Below are 18,164 nucleotides of genomic sequence, written 5' to 3' on the forward strand. Positions count from 1 at the left end.
ACTCGGGCGATGGATTCAACGAGAACGGTTGAGTCGTCGTCGCATCACGAGACGCGTACCTCCGATCAGCAGCAGGCCCGCGAGCAGCAGAGTCGAGGTGGCGGCTTGCATGCCGGTGGCCGCCAGGGTCATCACCTCAGGAACGCCGGCCGTGGGCGTCGGCGGCGGCGTGACGGTCTTCGTCAGCGGGTTGGTGACCGAGACCGTGACCGTCTCACCCCCGACCGTGAAGTGTGCCGGCGAGATCACGGGCTTGCCCCACGTGATTCCCTCGATCGGCTTCGGAGCCCGCTCCCGCACGGTGACGTCGGCCCCGACCGGGAGCGCAGAGCTCGAGACAGGGGTTCCCACTTTGAGAGCGAGCTCCCCCGAGCCCGCTTCGAACCCCGGACCGGCCGGGTACGAGTACTCGAGCACGTACTCGGTGTCCGCCGGGACGAGCGAGGTGGCCGCGGCCGCACCGTCGAGCGACTTCACCGCCGAGAAGGGCAGGGTGCGCAACGTCGCCGTGTTCGTGAGTGCGACATCGATCGTCGCCTCGCCCTTGATCTGCAGCGTCTGCGGCGAGAACACCGGAGCCGCCCACTCCAGATTCCACGGAAGACCCTCGAGTGACTCCGTGAGTGCGATCGTGGTGCCTTCGGCGAACGACGGGCTCACCCACGGCGTGCCGGCCTGCACCGCGAACTCGCCCGACGTGACGACGCCCTGGGGGTCCGTGGCGATGTACCCGCCGCGATACGTCACGTCGCCGAGGTTCGCCGTGTCACCGAGCACCTTCTTGTCGATCGTGAAGGTTCCGACCCTGGTGCCGGTTCCCGTGCCCGACCCTCCGTGACGCGTGACCTCAGCGGTGGTCGTGCCCGTGCTCTCCGTGCCGATGCGGATCGTCGCGTCGTTCTTGTAGACGCCTGCCGCACCGCCGTCGGTCACCTTCGAGAGGTAGTGCACGTTGTAGAAGTAGCCTTCGCGTGCGGTGAACGTGACGGTGGTCCCGTCAGCGGAGACGGTGTAGTCCGTCGACGCCACTTCGGTGAACGGCCCGGGGACCACCAGTCCGCTCGGAAGCGTCTGCAGCTCATTGGCCGCCCACAGGCTGGGGTAGTGCTCGCCGGTGGCCGACTGGGCGATGAGCTCTTGGTTCGCGCCGATGACGTCGGTGACGACGACCTCCTGCCCACCGATCATCCCTTTCGCCCCGGCAGCGACCGCGACGTCCCAGAAGATGGTGTCGGTCCCGTTCTGGTACTCGCCGCTCTTGAAGTTCCAGCGACCGGTGAAGTCGCAGTCCTCCTTGCAGATGAACGGGTCAGGCCGCACGTCGACCGTTGCCTTCGCGTCGCCGAAGTCATAGGTCACGGTCTTCTGCTCGGTCACCTCCGTCGTGACCGTCACCCAGAAAGAGAAGCCGCCGGACAGACCCCGTGGATGCGTACTGAGGTAGGTGCTGTCGAAGTCGCACACCAACTGGGTGGCTGTGGTCACACAATTCCCCGCCGCGGTTCCATCGGCGTCGAGCAGGGGGAAGGCATCCGGCAACCCGCGCAGGTCGTCCGGGAGGTCGACCACGAAACCAGCGGGACTCACCGGGTTGTCCGGGAGAGACCATCGACCGGTCAACTCCGCCTTCGTCCCGCTCGTGACCGCGCTCTCCGTGAACGCCACCGAGTCGACCTTCGCCTCTGTCGCATAAGGAGGTGCGGCCGACGCGGCGACCGGAGCGGCGATCGCACCCGCCGCCGCGGCGACGAGTACCACGGCAGCGGCGCCGATTCGCATCATTCGGCGAGAACGGGACGGTGAATGCCCACGGGCGACTGGCTGATGGTTCACAGGGTTCCTCCGGTTGTCGAATGGCGAGCAGGTGCGCAGCACGCCATGCCGGATAAGACAGGGGATGCATGTTCCGATAACGGCCGTCCCGGCCATTTGGAGGTGACCGATAACGTCGTTGCACCTTTGCTCTAAACCGAGCCGGCTCTCGCCGTTCGCCGCCATGGATTCGAGGCTTGCGACCCAGAGCGCAGCACCGAGGATGACAGCAGTCACCGAGCGGACACGAAGCGACAAGCCGTGAACGTTCGTGACATATCGATGTGCTGGCATTCGTGCCGCCGCCCAGTCGTCCAATGAAGAATGCGCGGCGGGTCCGGGGAGAACCCGCCGCACGGAGGGCCGACCTCTGGGGAAGCATCGACGATTTTGGGGAACCGCCGTCGGGGCGGACGGAGTATTCCGTGAGAAGCGCCCCATCGAACCCTCGAAGCTACGACGGCACACCTGTCGATCCATTACGCGCGATGGCCGTCATTTCTCGTCGACGCGGTCCCGGGGGGTCAGGCCGATCACCCGCACCGCCCTGCCGATAGGCTCGGTGCCGTGCCGAACGTCGAGCCCTCCGCCCCCGCATCCGCCGCCTCCGATCTCCTCCGCATCGCCGCGGCGCTCGAGGGCCCACAGCCCCTGAACTGGGTGATCACCGGCGACTCGATCACGCACGGCCTGGTGCACACGCAGGGCGGCCGCAGCTATCCGGAGCACTTGCACGAGCTGATCCGTGGCGAGCTGGAGCGTGTGCGCGATGTGGTGATCAACACCGCGATCAGCGGCAATCGCATCGTCGACCTGCTCGATGACTGGGATCGTCGCATCGCGTCGTGGCGGCCCGATGTCGTCACCCTCATGATCGGCACGAACGACGCCTCCGACGGCGGGCCGCGCGAGGTCATCACGGCAGACGACTACGCGGCGTCCTTGCGCGACTTCGTCACCCGCGTGCGTGCTCTCGGCGCCGTTCCCGTCCTGCAGACACCGCCGGCGATCGACATCCGCAACGCTCCGGAACGGGCGCGCATCGGGGAATTCGCCGAAGCTGTACGCCAGGTCGCCGTTAGTGAGGACGTGATCCTCATCGACCAGTACGCCCGCTTCGCCGAGCTCGGCGCCGACTCCGTGCCCTGGGGGCTGATGAACGACCCGTTCCACCCGAACACGGAGGGTCACGCGGCTCTCGCCCTGGAACTCGCGCGCGGCCTCGGGATCCGCCCTGAAGGGCCGCGCGCACGCACCTTCGCACTCCTCGAGGGACTCGTCGCCACCGCTCGACTGAGCGGTTAGACCTCGCGGACGCCCTCACCCGCGGTGGACGAAAGACCTCTGGACGCGACGCTCGGCACCGCACTAGGTTGAGCGCATTCGCAGTCGGAGAGGTGGGGGCATGTCTCACGTGGTGGCAACAGGGGCCGGCAAGGCCATGATGGAGCGTCGGAACGACCCGACGCACGACTACATCCTCGGCCTCACCGGCAAGGAGAGACCGCGGGTCCTCTTCGTCGGCACGGCCACCGGCGACGACGCCGCCTACATCGTGAGCTTCTACTCCACGTATGACTCCGACAGGTGCGCGCCGCACCACCTCCCCCTGTTCCACCGTGCGGTCGACGACCTGGCCATTTTCGTGAAGGGCTTCGACGTGATCCACGTCGGCGGCGGCAACACCGCCAACATGCTCGACGTCTGGAAGCGCCAGGGCCTCGACGAGATCATGCGCGAGATGTGGGAGGACCCCGACTCGAACGTGGTGTTCACGGGCGGCAGTGCAGGAGGCATCTGCTGGTTCGAGGGCGGGACCACCGACAGCTACGGACCGACCCTGCAGGTGCTGCCGGAGGGACTCGGCTTCCTGCACGGCAGCTTCTGCCCGCACTACGATGCCGAGGACCAGCGGCGTCCCCTCTTCCACGCGTCCCTGCTCAGCGGAGAGCTCTCGACGGGGTACGCGGTCGGCAACCTGCAGTCGCTGCACTTCGAGAACTCCGAGTTCGTCACCGCGGTGAGCCCGGTCGACGATGCCCTCGCCCTTCGCGTGGAGGCCATAGGCGGGAAGATCGTCGAGACCGAGCTGCCCACCGAGGTGCTCAGAGGCGCTGCGCCCATCGTGAAGGGACCGTCGTCATGAACGACAACGTGTGGATCCTCGTCGCCGAACTCATCGTCGTCATCCTCGCGATCTTCATGGGGACCCGCACGAGCGGGATCGGTCTGGGCGTCTGGGGGCTCGTCGGCGTCGCCGTGCTCGTCTTCGTCTTCGGCGAAGCGCCGGGCAACGCCCCGGTCGACGCGGTCTTCATCGTCATCACGGTCATCACGGCGGCATCGACCATGCAGGCGGCCGGCGGCATCGACTGGATGGTGTCGGTCGCGGCGAAGGTGATCAGACGCCGACCCCGATCGGTGGTCTTCCTCGCCCCGGCGATGTCGTTCCTGTTCACCGTCGGCGCAGGAACGGGCAACATCTTCTACCCGCTGCTGCCCGTCATCTACGACGTCTCGTACCAGCAGAAGATCCGACCGGAGCGTGCGCTCTCGGTGTCGGCCGTGGCCTCGCAGGTCGGCATCCTGTGCTCTCCTGTGTCCGCCGCGACCGCCTCGATGGTGGTGCTGCTCGCCCCGCAGGGCGTCGACCTCGGCGGACTGCTGCTGATCATGTGGCCTGCCTCCATCGTCGGCCTCTTCGTGGCGGCACTCGTGATGATGCGCCATGGCAAAGATCTGGAAGACGACCCCGAGTTCCAGAAGCGCCTCGCCGATCACCAGATCAAGCCGCCGGAGACCGACGCGCACGAGAAGAAGCTGCCTCCCACCGCGGTGCTCTCGGCCTCGCTGTTCCTCGCCGGCGTCGCTGTGATCGTGCTCTTCGGCCTGTTCGAGAACCTGCGTCCGGTCATCGGGACCGATGACGCCGGCGACCCGGTGCGCCTCAGCGTCACGGTCATCATCGAGGTCGTGATGGGCATCATCGCCGCCCTGATCTTCGTCTTCTGCAAGGTCAAGGCCGCAGATGTGCCCAAGCAGCCGACGTTCCCCGCCGGTATCGTCGGAGCCATCGCCCTGTTCGGCATCGCCTGGCTGGCGAACACCTTCGTCGCCGCGAACCAGACCCTCATCGTCGACGGCCTCGGCTCCGTGGTCTCCGGCTCCTCGGCGTTCCTCGGCGCGTTGCTGTTCGCGCTGGCCCTCTTCGCGGTCGCCATGCTCACGACGAGCCAGTCGAGCGCGACGAACGCGATTGTGCCGATCGGCATCACGATCGGCCTCCCCGCCTCCCTCCTGGTGGGCCTGTGGCCGGCGGCGATGGGCATCTACACGCTGCCGGCCAACGGCAGCCAGGTGGCCACCGTCGCGTTCGACCAGACGGGCACGACCAAGATGGGCAAGTTCGTCTTCGACCACTCGTTCCAGCTGCCGAACCTCATCTACGTGGCTGTGGCGATCATCGTCGGCGTGCCGCTCTCGTTCCTGTTCACCTGAGCCGAGCGGCCGGCCACGACATGACCGACGGCCTCGACCGGGCGACGCTCCGGCAGTTCCTGCTGGGGCTGGCGCAGGGCATGAACGCCTCCGCCGAGTCGGTCGACCGCATCCGTGACGTCATCGCAGAGGTGGCGAGGGCCTATGGGGGCGACGACGCCGACTTCGTGGTGCTGCCGACGATCATCCTCATCGAGAGCGGCGAGTCCGATGAGTCCCGCGTCGCGATCCGCTCGGCGACGAACGCCTCGTTCCGTTTCGATCAGATCGCCGCCCTGTACGAGCTGATCGCCCAGGCGAAGACCGGCTCGGTCACCCCGCTCGACGGCATCAGACGCCTGAACGAGATCGGCGCGATGCGCCCGCGGCTCGGCTGGATCACCCGCACGTTCGGGCATGCGGTGCTGACGACAGGGCTCTCTCTCCTGCTCGCCCCCACGTGGCAGGGCGTGATCGTCGCGTTCGTGCTCGGAGCGCTGATCGGATTGCTGAAGCTGGTCCGCTCTCCGACGCTGCAGCTGATCATGCCGGTGGTCGCGGCGTTCGTGTGCGCCACCGCGGTCTTCCTCCTGGCCGAGGTGATCGAGATCGGCGATCCGATCCGCCTGCTCATCGCCCCGCTCGTCACCTTCCTGCCCGGCGGCGTGCTGACGAGCGCCACCGTGGAGCTCGCAGCAGGGCAGATGATCTCCGGCGCCTCCCGTCTGGTCTACGGCTTCGTGCAGCTGGCGCTGCTGGCGTTCGGCATCCTCGCCGCCGGCACCGTCGTGGGGGTCGACTCGTCCTCGTACGAAGCCCTCGACGGGGGCTCGCCGCTCCCGTGGTGGGTGGCGCTCATCGGGATCCTCGTGTTCGCGCTCGGGAACTATCTGCATTTCTCCGCGCCACCGTCGACCTTCGGGTGGGTGCTTCTCGCACTCGTCGTCGCCTACACGGGCCAATGGGCCGGCACCGAGTTCGTGGGCGCGACGGTCGGCGGGTTCGTCGGTGCCGTCGCGATGACCCCCGTCGTGCTGTGGATCGCGACCCTCCGCCACGGAGCACCGTCGCAGCTCACCTTCCTCCCGGCCTTCTGGCTGCTGGTCCCCGGGGCCGCCGGGCTCGTCGGGCTCACGGAGGCGGTCGCGACCGACGGCGGACTCTCCGACTTCACCACGGCGCTGGTCTCGGTCATGTCGATCGCGCTCGGCGTGCTCATCGGCACCGCGCTGTACCGCGTCGTGCACCACGGCGCCGAGGAGATCGTGCAGTTCGCCGTCGCCCTTCCCCCCGCCTCGGACGAGAGCGCCCCTGCTCCGAACCTGTGGTCGCGGATCACGGCGCCCTGGCGCCGGAACGGTCACCGCTGACGGTCACGGACACGCTCCGCTCGCCCGGCATCGCTCGTCTCTGCGTTCGTCGATGTCCCGGCGGGCGTCGCTTGTCCGTGCAGGATTTCGGCATATCGTAGAGGGAGGGGACCTGGGGAGGTACGGGGTGTCGGCATTTGTCGCGCAGGGGGACGGACATATACCGCGAGTATCGGCGCACGCCATCAGGCGTCCGCGACTGAGCGCCGAGTTCGAGACCGAGACGCCCCTCACACTCATCCGCTCGGCGTCCGGCTCCGGCAAGACCACGGCCCTGGTGGACTGGGCGGCCACCACATCCGCCCACGTCGTGTGGCTGACCGTGACGCCGGCGATCACGAGGAGTGAGGCACTCGCCGGAGCGCTGCTGCGCGTCCTGCCCGGAGCCGACCGGCGGGACGACGGCGACGAGGGCTGGGCCGCCGTGGCCGCGCGTCTGCACGAGGCGGAGGGCCACCTGGTCGTGGTGCTCGACGATGCTGCCGCCGTCGAGCGCGATGGCGCGTTCGCGCTGTGTCGCGCCGTCGGTGCCGCTGCCCGCACCCGTCTGATCGTCGCAACGAATCGCCCGAGCCCCTTCGACAGCGAGGGCCTCGACCTCTTGATCGACACGACGCTCGTCGCTCCCGAAGACCTCATGTTCGATGATGAGGAGATCCGTCGCGCGCTCGACGTCGACGAGGACACGGCGGCTGCGACACGAGAGGCGACAGGAGGATTCCCCGCGCTCATCCGCGCCCTGGCGCTGCGGGGGACCGGCATGGATGCCGCGTCCTTGCGAGCCGCCACCACGGTGATCGAGGACTACCTGCAGGACAGGCTCGCCGAGTGCGGCTTCGACCCGCAGGCGCTTCGAGGCATGCTCCGGATCAGCGTCACCGATTCCGTCGACGTTCCGCTCGCCACGGCGCTCACCGGCGATCCGGACATCGTGAGGGCGCTGGACCAGGCTGAGATGTTCGGTTTCGGCCGCTGGGCTGCCGACGGCCGCAGCTCGTTCGAGCTCACGCCCCTGACGCGCGGGATGCTGCGCCGCGAGCTCCGCGCAGCCCTCGCGGACGAGGTCCCCGGGCTGAGGCGCATCGCCGCAGAGGGTGCCGTGCGCCGTGACCTGCCCCTCGAAGGACTGCGGCTCGCCGTGGAGGGCGACGACCTGCGTCTGGCGACCCACGTCACGATGTCGGGGTGGAACCGACTGCTGCACCGAGATCGGAACGGTGTCGTCGAACTGCTCGGCGACGTACCGGTGGCACGGCTGAAGCAGGAGCCGCTGGTGGCCATGCTGCTCGGGATGTGCCTGAAGCCCAGCCGCCTGCGGCGCCAGCGCGGACTCCAGCTGCTGCGCATCGCGGTGGCGGCCGCGAACGCCCGCCGGACCACGCTCTCGGCCACGGAGCGGATCTTCATCTGGGCGGCCGAGAGTGCGTCGCTGCGCGCCATCGGACGACCGGAGCGCGCCGCACAGGTGGCAGCCCGATCTCTGACCCTGTTCAACGAGACCCCGGAATCGCAGTGGCAGCAGTACGCCCGCGACATGCCGCTGCTGTGCACGCACCTCGGCATCTCCCTCTACTACGGCGGGCAGCAGGAGGAGGCCATCCACCTCTGGGAGCAGGCCACCGCCCTCGCCGCCGCGCACGGGGGCAGCAACGCCTTCCACGGCATCTGCCTCCTCGCCGGCGTGCACGCCTTGAACGGAGACCTCCCCGAGGCCAGGCACTACGTCTCCCTGATCAGAGACGGCGGCTGGGACGCGGCGCTGCTCGACAGCTACCGCGGCACGTTCTACCGTGTGGCCGAGGCCATGCTGGCGGTGGAGGACGGCGATCTCGCTGCCGCGAAGCAGCACATCAGGTACTTCGAGCCGTACCGCGCGACCAGCGAGCACTGGACGACGATGGCCTCCGTCGAGGCATGGATCGCTCTGCACGAGGGCGACGCCGCCGCGGGATTGGAGCGCCTGGAGTCGTTCGCGCGTCTGCGGGGCAAGGAGGCCGGTGCACCGCACGTGCGCCAGGCACAGTCGCGCCCCCGGATCCTCCTCCATCTCGCCCTCGGCGACGTGAACGCGGCCAAGGCCGTGGTGCAGCGGGATGCGATCCCCGACCGCTTCGCGACCGTCCTGAAGCGGGCACGCCTGGCCCTCATCGACGGCAAGGCGGCCGACGTGGTCCGGCTTCTGGGACAGACCCGCCTGCGCCCCACGAACGCCAGGGAACGCGCAGAGGCCTCGGCGGTGCAGAGCGCCGCCCTGCACCGGGTGTCGCCGGCGGCCGCGCAACCGTCGAGCGAGGCGCTGAACGCCCAACTCGCCGATCGGGGCCTCACCACTCCCCTCGTGCTGCTGAGCGCGGAGGACTTCGGCACGGTGCGAGCCGACCTCGACCCGACCGGCCGTGGGACGTTCCCGCTGCGATCCGCGCTGCCGTCATTCGCGGCCCGACCCCGCCTGTCGTCACGCGAGCAGGTCGTGCTGCGCGCCCTCACCTCCGGCGCATCTCTTCCTGCGATCGCCCTGGAGCTGCGCGTCTCGCAGAACACCCTCAAGACACAGCTCCGCAGCATTTACCGCAAGCTCGGCGCGCACAACCGCACCGAAGCGGTGGAGCAGGCGGCGCGTCACGGTCTCCTGCCGGAGTAAGCGCAGACCCTTCCGGGGAAGACACGGAAGGCCCCGCCCGTCGAGTTCGACGGGCGGGGCCTTCTTTCATGACCGTCAGGCCTGGGAGCGGCGTCGACGCAGGATCAGCAGCACGGCACCGCCGAGCAGCAGAGCGATCGCAAGACCCAGCACCCAGGGCGCGAGGATTCCACCGGTGAGCGCGAGCGGCGTCAGCACCGGGTTCTCGGTCGTGCTGGGCGGCGGCGTGATCGTCCCACCGCCGGGAGGGGTGGCCGTGCCCACAGCCGCGTTGCGGAGAGTCGCACCCGCCGCGTTCGCATGCACGGTCACGGAGTAGGTGATCGTCACGCTCTCACCCTCGGCGAGGCTGCCCGTCCAGCGCAGCTGCGTACCGTCGACCACGGGTGCTGCCACCGTCCGCTCGCCGACGACCGCGGTCGCACCGGGCTTCAGATCGGCGTGCGACAGCACTCCGGAGAGGTCGTCTGTGATGACGACGTCGTCCAGCCCCGTCTCACCCGTGTTGGTGCCGACGAGCGTGTACATGACGGTGCTTCCCGTGGCGACCGCCGTGCCCGATCCCGGGTTCGCGGTCTTGAGGAACGCGAAGCCGGGGGTGCCGACAGGGTTCTCGGTCGTCACGGGCGGAGGCGTGAGCTCGCCGCCGCCAGGCGGGGTGGCGGTACCTGCGACCTTGTTCGCGATCGTCGCACCGCCCGCGTCGCCGTTCACGGTCACCGAGTAGGTGATCGTGACGCGCTGCCCGATGGCGAGGGCACCCGTCCAGGTGAGCTCGTCGCCGTTCACGACAGGAGCGGGTGCGGATCCGTCGACCACGGTCGCCGTCGCGTCGCCGTTGTAGGCGGCGTGGTCGAGCACGCCGGACAGGTCGTCGCTGATGCGCACGGGATCCAGCGCCGTCTCACCGGTGTTCACGCCGGTCACCGTGTAGGTGATGACGCTGCCGGGGTCGACCCTGGTGCCCGAGGCGGGATCGGCCGACTTGCGCAGCTCGAAGCCGGGCTCGTTGACCGGGTGCTCCGTCGTCGCCGGGGGCGTCTCGATCGGCGGCACGCCGCCCGGCGGGGTCGCCGAGCCTGATGCCGAGTTCTCGATGATGGTGCCGCCGGCGTCCGCCTTCACGGTCACCGTGTAGGTGAGCGTGACGGTCTCGCCGATCTGGAGCGCGCCCGTCCAGGACAGACGCTCACCGGTGACGGCGGGTGCCGTCGCCTCCGTGTTCCCGATCCTGGCCGTCGCATCGCCGTTGTAGTCGGCGTGCGCGAGCACACCGGAGAGGTCGTCCGTGATGGCGACGGGGTCGAGCACGGTCTCGCCGGTGTTCACGCCCGTCACGGTGTACGTGATGACGCTGCCGGGGTCGACCGCCGTGCCCGCTGCCGGGTCGGCGCTCTTCGACACCGAGAATCCGGGCACGTTCACGGCGTTCGTCGTGGTGCCGGGCGGCGGGGTGATCTCCTCGCCTCCCGGCGGGGTCGCCGTCGCCGTCGCACTGTTCTCGATCACGGAGCCGACGCCTTCGGCCTTCACTGTCACGGAATAGGTGACGGTGACGGTCTGACCGACCGCGAGGGCGCCCGACCAGCTGAGCTTCGCGGCGTCGAACGCCACTGCTCCTGCCGGTGCTCCGGCGACGACCGCGGCGGCATCCTCGTTGTAGGACGCGTAGGGCAGCACCTTGGACAGGTCGTCCGCGATCGCGACCGGGTCGAGCACCGTCTGACCGGTGTTCACGCCGGTCAGCGTGTAGGTGATCACGTCGCCGGGGTCCACTGCCGTTCCCGCGACGGGGTCGGCCGTCTTGGCGAACGTGAATCCGGGCTGGTTGACCGGGTGCTCGGTGGTCGCCGGCGGGGGCGTAATCGGCGTGCCAGGGGTGGTCGGGCTCTCCGGGTCGCTCGGATCCGTGGGGATCAGCGGTGTCGCCGTGCCGGTCACGGTGTTGGCGATCGTCTCGCCACCCGCATTCGCGTCGACAGTCACCGAGTAGGTGATGACCACGTTCTGTCCGGGGAGCAGCGTGCCGCTCCAGGACAGCGCCCCGTCGGCCACGCGGGCGTCGCCACGGCTGGCCGAGACGTCGTCGTTGTAGGCCGCGTGAGCCAGCGCGGGGCGCAGGTCATCGGCGATCGAGACGGGATCGAGGACGGTGTCGCCCGTGTTCGTGCCCGTGACGGTGTAGGTGATCACGCTGCCAGGGTCGACACGCGTGCCCGTCGCCGGGTCGGCCGACTTCGACACCGTGAAACCGGGGGTGGCGACCGGGTGCTCCGTGGTGGAGGGCGGGGGCGTCACCGGGGTGCCCGGCGTGGTCGGGCTCTCGGGGTCGGTCGGGTCGGTCGGGATGAGAGGGGTGCCCTCACCCGTGACGGTGTTGCGCAGCAGCACGCCGGTCGCATCGGCATCGACCGTCACCGTGTAGGTGATGTCGACGCGAGTGCCGGGTGCGAGCGCTCCGTTCCAGGTGAGCGTCGTGCCGACGACGGCGACCACGCCGGCGGAGGCCGTCACATCGCCGTTGTACTGTGCGTGCGCCAGGACGGCGGACAGGTCGTCGACGATCGTCGCGGGGTCGAGTGCGGTGTTGCCCGTGTTGACACCGGAGATCGTGTAGGTGATGGTGTCACCCGCGCGCACGGCGGTGCCGGAGGCGGGATCGGCGGACTTCGTCACCTCGAAGCCGGTGTCCACCACCGGGTGGTTCGTCTCCACGGCGGGAGGGACGATCGGCGTGCCAGGAGTCGTGGGACTGTCGGGGTCGCTCGGGTCGACCGGGATGCGCGGCGTGGCCGTGCCGGTGGCGGTGTTGTGAAGCAGCGCCTTCTGGACATCGGCGTCGACCGTGACGGTGTAGCGGATGACGACGGACTCGCCGCGCGGAACGGCGCCGGTCCAGGTGAGCGTGGTGCCGGACACGGCGACGGAACCGCGGTCGGCGGTGACGTCGTCGTTGTAGGCGGCGCTGTCGAGCACACCGGACAGGTCGTCGACGATCTTCGCCGGGTCGAGGTCGGTGTCACCCGTGTTGGTACCGGTGATGGTGTAGGTGATGGTGTCGCCCGCGGACACGGCCGTGCCCGACGCGGGGTCGGCGGACTTGCTGATCGTGAAGCCGGAGCCGACGACCGGGTGCTCGGTGGTCGTCGTCGGCGGGACGATCGGCTCTCCCGGCACCTGCGGGCCCTCGGGGTCACCGGGCTTCGGGGTGGTCGGCGTCGCCGTGCCGCTGACGGTGTTCTTCAGGATCTTGCCGGAGGTCTCCGGTCCGACGGTCACGGAGTACGTGATGGTCACGGCCTGTCCCGGCTGCAGCGCGCCGGTCCAGGAGAGGGCGTTCCCGTTGATCGTCGCCGCCCCAGAGGTCACGGGGGCACCGCCGACGGTGGTCGCGATGTCGGAGTTGTAGGCGGCGTGAGCCAGCACACCCGACAGGTCGTCGGCGATCGATGCCGGGTTCAGGACGGTGGCGCCGGTGTTGGTTCCGGTGACCGTGTAGGTGATGACCTGACCGGGCTCCACGACGGTGCCCGATGCCGGGTCGGCCGTCTTGACCACCGTGTACCCCGCCACGGGGTGCTCAGTCGTGACGGTCGGCGGAGTGGGCGGGGGAAGGGTGCCCGGCGGGGTGCCGGAGGCGGTGACGCTGTTGGCGATCCGCTCTCCCTCTGCGCCCTCGTCGACGATCACCGAATAGGTGATGGTGACCACCTGGCCGGGCTCGAGCACGCCGGTCCAGGCGAGGTCGTCGCCGGTGACGGTCGCGGCGCCGGAGGTGACGGTCGTTCCGTCGATCTTCGTGGCGATGTCGCCCTGGTAGGTCGCAGACGTGAACACACCGGAGAGGTCGTCGGCCACCTGCACGGGGTCGAGACGCGTGTTGCCGGTGTTCTCCGCCTCGACCGTGTAGGTGATGCGCTGGCCGGCGTGCACGGCCGCCCCCGGGGCGGGGTCGGAGGTCTTGCGCAGTGCCAGATCCGGAGCGAGGCGCACGTTGGTGAACGTGCACGTGACGTCGGTGCCGAGCGATCCGGCGGGCTGAGTCACCTGACCGTCGGCCGTCACGGCGACCGGCACCGTCGAACCGTCGGGATTGACCTGCACGCAGTCGAGGGATTCGGCGTATCTCGTGCGATCCGTCGTGCCGGATGCCGCCTCGCTCAGTCGGAACACGTCGCCCTGGTTGGTGAACACGGGGCCCGCGTAGTCGGGCTGCAGTCCGGTGCGCTCACCGCGCGTGACGGCGTCGGTCTGGGGGACCTGGTACCCGGCGGGCGACTGCACGCGCAGGGCGAACTGATCCGTGGCGAGGTGGCGCCCCTCCGGGAGGTCCTTCTTCAGCGTGAGCGTGTTCGGGAACGTGCAGCTCGCCATGTCGGTGGGCTGGAACGTTCCGAGCGACGTCGTGTTGACCGTCTCGCCACGGGGCAGGTCGACCTCGATGATGCGGTTTCCGCCGCCCGAGACCGAGACGAAGATGTGGCCGAGGTTTCCGAACGCGATGCCGTTGCCCTGGACGCCGGCGCCCATGTCATGCACCTGCTTGGCGTCGATCGTGGCGGTGCTCGGGGTGAGCGAGGTGGGCAGGTCGGAGGAGTAGATGAAGTTGTCTGCCACGAGCACGAGCTGACCCGAGGCGCTGAACGCCATGTCCCCGTTCGCGCCGAAGGCACTGCTGCCCGCGGTCGGGCGGAGCGTTCCGACCTGGACGAAGGTCTGCGGGGTGACGTTCTCTTCCCACGCGTAGAGGTTGATGGCGCCGTTCACCGTGCCGCTGGCGAAGTAGTAGACACCCGTGACCGGGTGGACGGCGCCGCGGAGCACGGACGAGTTCAGCGAGAACGTGGTGCGGGTCGTGGTGTCGGTCACGCGATCGTGCTTGGCGAGGGTCTTGGTGCCGGCGGCGTTGGTGACGGTGTACGCGTAGCGGCCGTTCGAGGAGATGCCGAGGGCGTTGTTGGAGTGGTCGACGCCGAGCGTGCTGGCACCGAGCGTTCCACCGTTGCCGGGCGTGCCCTGCTCGTTCACGACGAACTCGCGCACCTCGGTGGCGCTCTGCACGTACACCGCTCCCGGCGTGCAGAGGAACGGGTCGGCCGCGGCCGCGGGAGCGGCGGTCAGCGTTCCACCGATGAAGACCATCGACGAGGCGACGAGCGCCGTGCTGACGGCGCCCCCGATCAGTTTCTTCGCGCGGCCCCGCCAGCGGCTGAGCCGCTCAGACGGAAGGCCATCGGATGTGCGGTCCTTGCGGGCAACACGGAATCCCATGACTGTCTCCCCATTCATCGCTTCGCCGCTGCGCGTTCGCGCACGGAAGCCCCCGCCCCCTCAGGCGACCGCCGAGCACCATTCGGGCATGGTGGACTCGGTCCGGGCCACCGCCAGCCTGGCGTGGGCGCGAGGTCCGTTCCGGGCGGGCGCAGGTTTTTCACCCCGCCTTTTCACCCCTCCCTCCCGTGCCACCTCCCCGACGCGCGAGGGGGACCGCCGCGCGCGGGGGAGACGCCGAGCAGGCGCACCGTGGAGACCGGTGCGCCTGCTCGGGTGCGGGGCGCTACTGTCGCGACCCGATCTCGTCGATCGGAGGCGTGCGCATCGACGAGACGGTGCCGATCCACATCGCCACGAGCGCCAGCGCGCCCATGACACCGACGATCGCCAGCGAACCGAGCACCGGGAGGGCGGGTACCGGCTGGCCCGAGATCCCCATGCTCACCCCGATGAGCGGAGGGATCGCGACCACGACACCGAACACCATCGCGATCACCGCCACCAGCATCGCCTCGACGCGCATCATGGCGCGCACCTGCCTGCGGGACGCGCCGATCAGCTGCAGCAGAGCCAGTTCGCGCGAACGCTCCCCCGTCGCCATCACGAGCGTGTTCACCACCGCGATCGCGATGTAGCCGAGGATCACCAGCAGAGCAATGAGGTTCGTCCACCCCTGCTGGGCCTGCGCTCCCGCACCCGCAGCCCGCAGCCCCGATCCGTCGGTCACGGTCAGACCGCTCGCGCCCAACGCTGCACGGACCTCATCCGTTGCGCCCGCGTCGACCGCCACGAGCGCGAAGGCATCGAGACCTGCCGTGGTGTGGGCACTGACCGCATCGGCGGCCATGGTGAGGTCGCCGAAGCCGAGACCCCGCTCGTACACCGCGACGACCGCGGCCTCGAAGGGCGAGCCGTCGCCCAGGTACCCGACGACCGTTCCGCCGATGTTCAGCCCCAGCGCCTGCGCGGCGTCCGTGCTCACCGCGACCGTGGTGGTGCCGTCGAGCTGCGCGAGCGCCCCCTCCCGCACCCGCAGATCGAGGCTGTTCGCGATGTTCGTCGGATCGATGCCCTGCAGCACGTGCTCGTCTCGTTGGAGCTTGCCTTCGAAATCGAAGGAGTCCACCACCGCCGCGCTGAGGGCGACCCCCGAGACCTCGGCCACCCCTGGTGTCTCACGGATGGTGTCGATCATGTCGGGCGAGAGACCCGCCGGGGCCGTCACGCGCAGGTCGGCGATGACGCCGGCACTGGCCTGCGTCGCCGCCTCGGCCGCGATGATCGACGGCGCCCCGATCTGCACGAGTCCCAGACCGATGCCGAGGGCGATCGGCAGGATCGCGGAGGCGAGGCGCCTGCTGTTGGCCGCGGCGTTCGCCGAAGCGAGGAAGCCGGCGGATGAGAGCCGATGCAGCACCGCTCCGATCAGGCGGACGCTCAGCGAGACCAGCCACGGGCCGAGCACCGCCAACGCGATGATCAGCAGCATGGCTGCGCCGGCCGCCGCACCGGCCGCGATCTGCCCGCGCACCACCAGCGGCACGGTCGAGACCGAGATGCCCGCAGCGGCGAGCACGATGCCCGTGATGATGCGAGGCAGTCCGATGACGGGGGCACCCGTCGCCGACTCGCGCAGAGCCTCCACCGGATCGAGTTTCGCGACCCGAGCCGCCGCGATGCGCGCGGCACCCCAGGCGGAGGCGAGCACGAGCAGCACCGCTCCGACCGCGGGAAGCGGACTGAATGCCAGGGCGAAGTCGCCCGGGATCACACCCCCGGCGACGAAGGCCGACTGCAGCACGGTCGACAGCAGGTATCCCGGCACGATGGCGAGCAGAACGGCGACCGCCGACACCCACAGCACCTCACGGGCGACGAGCGCGTGCACCTGGGAAGGGCTCGCACCGACCGCGCGCAGCAGGGCATAGTCACGACGGCGCGACTGCACCGACAGCGACAGCGTGCCTGCCACGATGAACATCGCCACGAGGATGCAGGTGCCGACGAACGCGCTGCCGATGGCCACGAGCGTGGACCGCGCCGCACCCGAGTCGAGGAACTCCACGTCGCCGCGGGCGTCACCCGTGCGGGCGACCAGGCCGGGGTCGGCCTCGTGGATCGCGCTCGCCGTCTGCTCGGGATCCGCCCCGGAAACGAACACGCCGAGCGCCTGCGGGGCACCCCCGTGCGGGTCGAGCTGGTCGATGCGGCGCTCGCTCAGGAAGACATGTGCGCCGCGTTCGGGTGCGACCGGAGCGGCGACCTCGCCGACGACGCGGTACTCCGACGGCACGCCGCCGTGGGCAAGGACGACCGTGTCGCCCACGGCACGACCGCTGCCGACGGTGACGACGACCTCATCCGCCGCCGCGGGTTCCTGCCCCTCATGCAGCTCGAAGCCGGTCAGAGCGGTGGCGGGCCAGGGGTGCGCCTCGACCACGACGTCACCGGCCGCATCCGCTTCCTGCAGGACGAGAGGAACCGTGACGTCGGCGACGACGCGGTCGACTCCCGGAAGGGCGGCGATGTCGCGCACCGCGTCGACCGGCAGCGGCGCGCGCTCCCGGAGGGGAACCGGCAGGTCCTCCGGCACATCCACCTGCTGTGGCGCACCGACCACGATGTCGACCGCGGAGTAGCGCTCGGGCGCCAGCCCTCCGCGCATGCCGGATTCGACGAGCACGCCGAGGCCCGTCACCAGTGCGCTCGCGACGAACACCGCGACCGCCACGCCGACGAAGCTTCCGCGGTGATGGCGAAGGTCGGCTCCGACAAGTCGCCCCAGACCCAGCGACCCCGACATCACCACTCGCCCAATGCGCTCATGCGGGCGTTGATCTGCGCAGGGTCGGCACCGTCGAGGTATCCCGCGAAGGCTCCGTCGGCGAGGAAGATGGTGCGATCCGCGTGCGCGGCCACCACGGGGTCGTGGGTCACGACCACGACGGTCTGATTCAGCTCTCGTGCCGTGTGCGCGAGCAGATCGAGCACCTGCTTGCCCGAACGGGAGTCGAGGGCGCCGGTCGGCTCGTCGCCGAACACCACATGGGGCCGGGTGATGAGCGCGCGGGCGATCGCCACCCGCTGCTGCTGACCGCCGGAGAGCTCGGACGGGCGGCGACGGCGGAACTCGGTGAGCCCCACGGCGTGGAGCAGGAAGTCGAGCCACTGCGTTTCGAGACGACGGCCGCCGAGCCGCAGCGGCAGCGTGATGTTGTCCTCGACGTTCAGAGCCGGCAGCAGGTTGTACGCCTGGAAGACGAATCCCACGTGATCACGACGGAACGCCGTGAGCTGGCGCGCCTTCAGCCCCGAGATCTCGGTCCCGCCGAGGTGCACGGTGCCGCTGCTCGGCCGGTCGAGTCCCGCAGCGCTGTGCAGCAGGGTGCTCTTGCCCGAGCCGGACGGGCCCATGATCGCGGTGAACGTGCCCTTCGCGATGGCGAGATCCACGCCGCGCAGGGCGGTGACGCGGCTGGCGCCGGAACCGTAGGTCTTGACGACGGACTGCAACCGGAGAGCTTCGGAGGGCCGCGTGTTCACGGCCGAGGCGAGTGGTGTGGAGGTCATGATTCGACGCTAGGGACGGG

Annotated in this window: 9 protein-coding genes; 5 read left to right on the plus strand and 4 right to left on the minus strand. The window is 69.6% G+C overall.

Annotated features, from left to right (window positions below; all coding sequences use genetic code 11):
- Window positions 1-15: 15 nt before the first annotated feature.
- A complete protein-coding gene (locus MOX01_RS00500) occupies window positions 16-1,782 on the minus strand; it encodes a DUF5979 domain-containing protein (RefSeq protein ID WP_170224064.1) in 1,767 nt (588 codons plus the stop codon).
- A 597-nt stretch (window positions 1,783-2,379) separates the two neighbouring features.
- Between MOX01_RS00500 and MOX01_RS00505 the strand changes: the two genes are divergently transcribed.
- From MOX01_RS00505 to MOX01_RS00525, 5 genes are all read left to right on the plus strand, one after another.
- The gene (locus MOX01_RS00505) at window positions 2,380-3,117 is read left to right on the plus strand and encodes an SGNH/GDSL hydrolase family protein (RefSeq protein ID WP_141368055.1); all 738 of its coding nucleotides are present in this window, start codon (window positions 2,380-2,382) and stop codon (window positions 3,115-3,117) included.
- Between the two features lie 100 nt (window positions 3,118-3,217).
- Window positions 3,218-3,958, plus strand: coding sequence for a Type 1 glutamine amidotransferase-like domain-containing protein (locus MOX01_RS00510; protein WP_141368056.1), 741 nt, complete (start codon window positions 3,218-3,220; stop codon window positions 3,956-3,958).
- Window positions 3,955-5,310, plus strand: a complete 1,356-nt coding sequence (locus MOX01_RS00515; protein ID WP_058633065.1) for an anaerobic C4-dicarboxylate transporter family protein — start codon at window positions 3,955-3,957, stop codon at window positions 5,308-5,310. Before MOX01_RS00510 ends, MOX01_RS00515 begins: the two co-directional genes overlap by 4 nt.
- A 20-nt stretch (window positions 5,311-5,330) precedes the next feature.
- Window positions 5,331-6,659, plus strand: a complete 1,329-nt coding sequence (locus MOX01_RS00520; protein ID WP_113680067.1) for a threonine/serine exporter family protein — start codon at window positions 5,331-5,333, stop codon at window positions 6,657-6,659.
- Window positions 6,660-6,786: 127 nt separating this feature from the next.
- On the plus strand, window positions 6,787-9,300 hold the full coding sequence (locus MOX01_RS00525) for a LuxR C-terminal-related transcriptional regulator (RefSeq protein WP_230977756.1): 2,514 nt from the start codon (window positions 6,787-6,789) through the stop codon (window positions 9,298-9,300).
- A gap of 75 nt (window positions 9,301-9,375) precedes the next feature.
- On the opposite strand, the gene MOX01_RS00530 is transcribed toward MOX01_RS00525, so the two are convergent.
- The 3 genes from MOX01_RS00530 to MOX01_RS00540 form a co-directional block, all read right to left on the minus strand.
- Window positions 9,376-14,571, minus strand: a complete 5,196-nt coding sequence (locus MOX01_RS00530) for an isopeptide-forming domain-containing fimbrial protein (protein ID WP_141368058.1) — start codon at window positions 14,569-14,571, stop codon at window positions 9,376-9,378.
- Between the two features lie 286 nt (window positions 14,572-14,857).
- Window positions 14,858-17,377, minus strand: a complete 2,520-nt coding sequence (locus MOX01_RS00535; RefSeq protein WP_141368059.1) for an ABC transporter permease — start codon at window positions 17,375-17,377, stop codon at window positions 14,858-14,860.
- Complete coding sequence (locus tag MOX01_RS00540; RefSeq protein ID WP_058632917.1) at window positions 17,377-18,144, minus strand: ABC transporter ATP-binding protein; 768 nt, start codon at window positions 18,142-18,144, stop codon at window positions 17,377-17,379. Before MOX01_RS00540 ends, MOX01_RS00535 begins: the two co-directional genes overlap by 1 nt.
- Window positions 18,145-18,164: the final 20 nt, after the last annotated feature.

This window comes from Microbacterium oxydans, from assembly GCF_006540085.1.
In the GTDB taxonomy this organism is placed as follows: domain Bacteria; phylum Actinomycetota; class Actinomycetes; order Actinomycetales; family Microbacteriaceae; genus Microbacterium; species Microbacterium oxydans.

Excerpts from the sequence above, each read along its gene's own strand:
- MOX01_RS00500 (WP_170224064.1), bottom strand. The coding sequence starts at position 1,782 with ATGATGCGAATCGGCGCCGCTGCCGTGGTACTCGTCGCCGCGGCGGCG.
- MOX01_RS00510 (WP_141368056.1), top strand. The coding sequence starts at position 3,218 with ATGTCTCACGTGGTGGCAACAGGGGCCGGCAAGGCCATGATGGAGCGT.
- MOX01_RS00515 (WP_058633065.1), top strand. The coding sequence starts at position 3,955 with ATGAACGACAACGTGTGGATCCTCGTCGCCGAACTCATCGTCGTCATC.
- MOX01_RS00520 (WP_113680067.1), top strand. The coding sequence starts at position 5,331 with ATGACCGACGGCCTCGACCGGGCGACGCTCCGGCAGTTCCTGCTGGGG.
- MOX01_RS00530 (WP_141368058.1), bottom strand. The coding sequence starts at position 14,571 with ATGGGATTCCGTGTTGCCCGCAAGGACCGCACATCCGATGGCCTTCCG.
- MOX01_RS00535 (WP_141368059.1), bottom strand. The coding sequence starts at position 17,377 with ATGTCGGGGTCGCTGGGTCTGGGGCGACTTGTCGGAGCCGACCTTCGC.
- MOX01_RS00540 (WP_058632917.1), bottom strand. The coding sequence starts at position 18,144 with ATGACCTCCACACCACTCGCCTCGGCCGTGAACACGCGGCCCTCCGAA.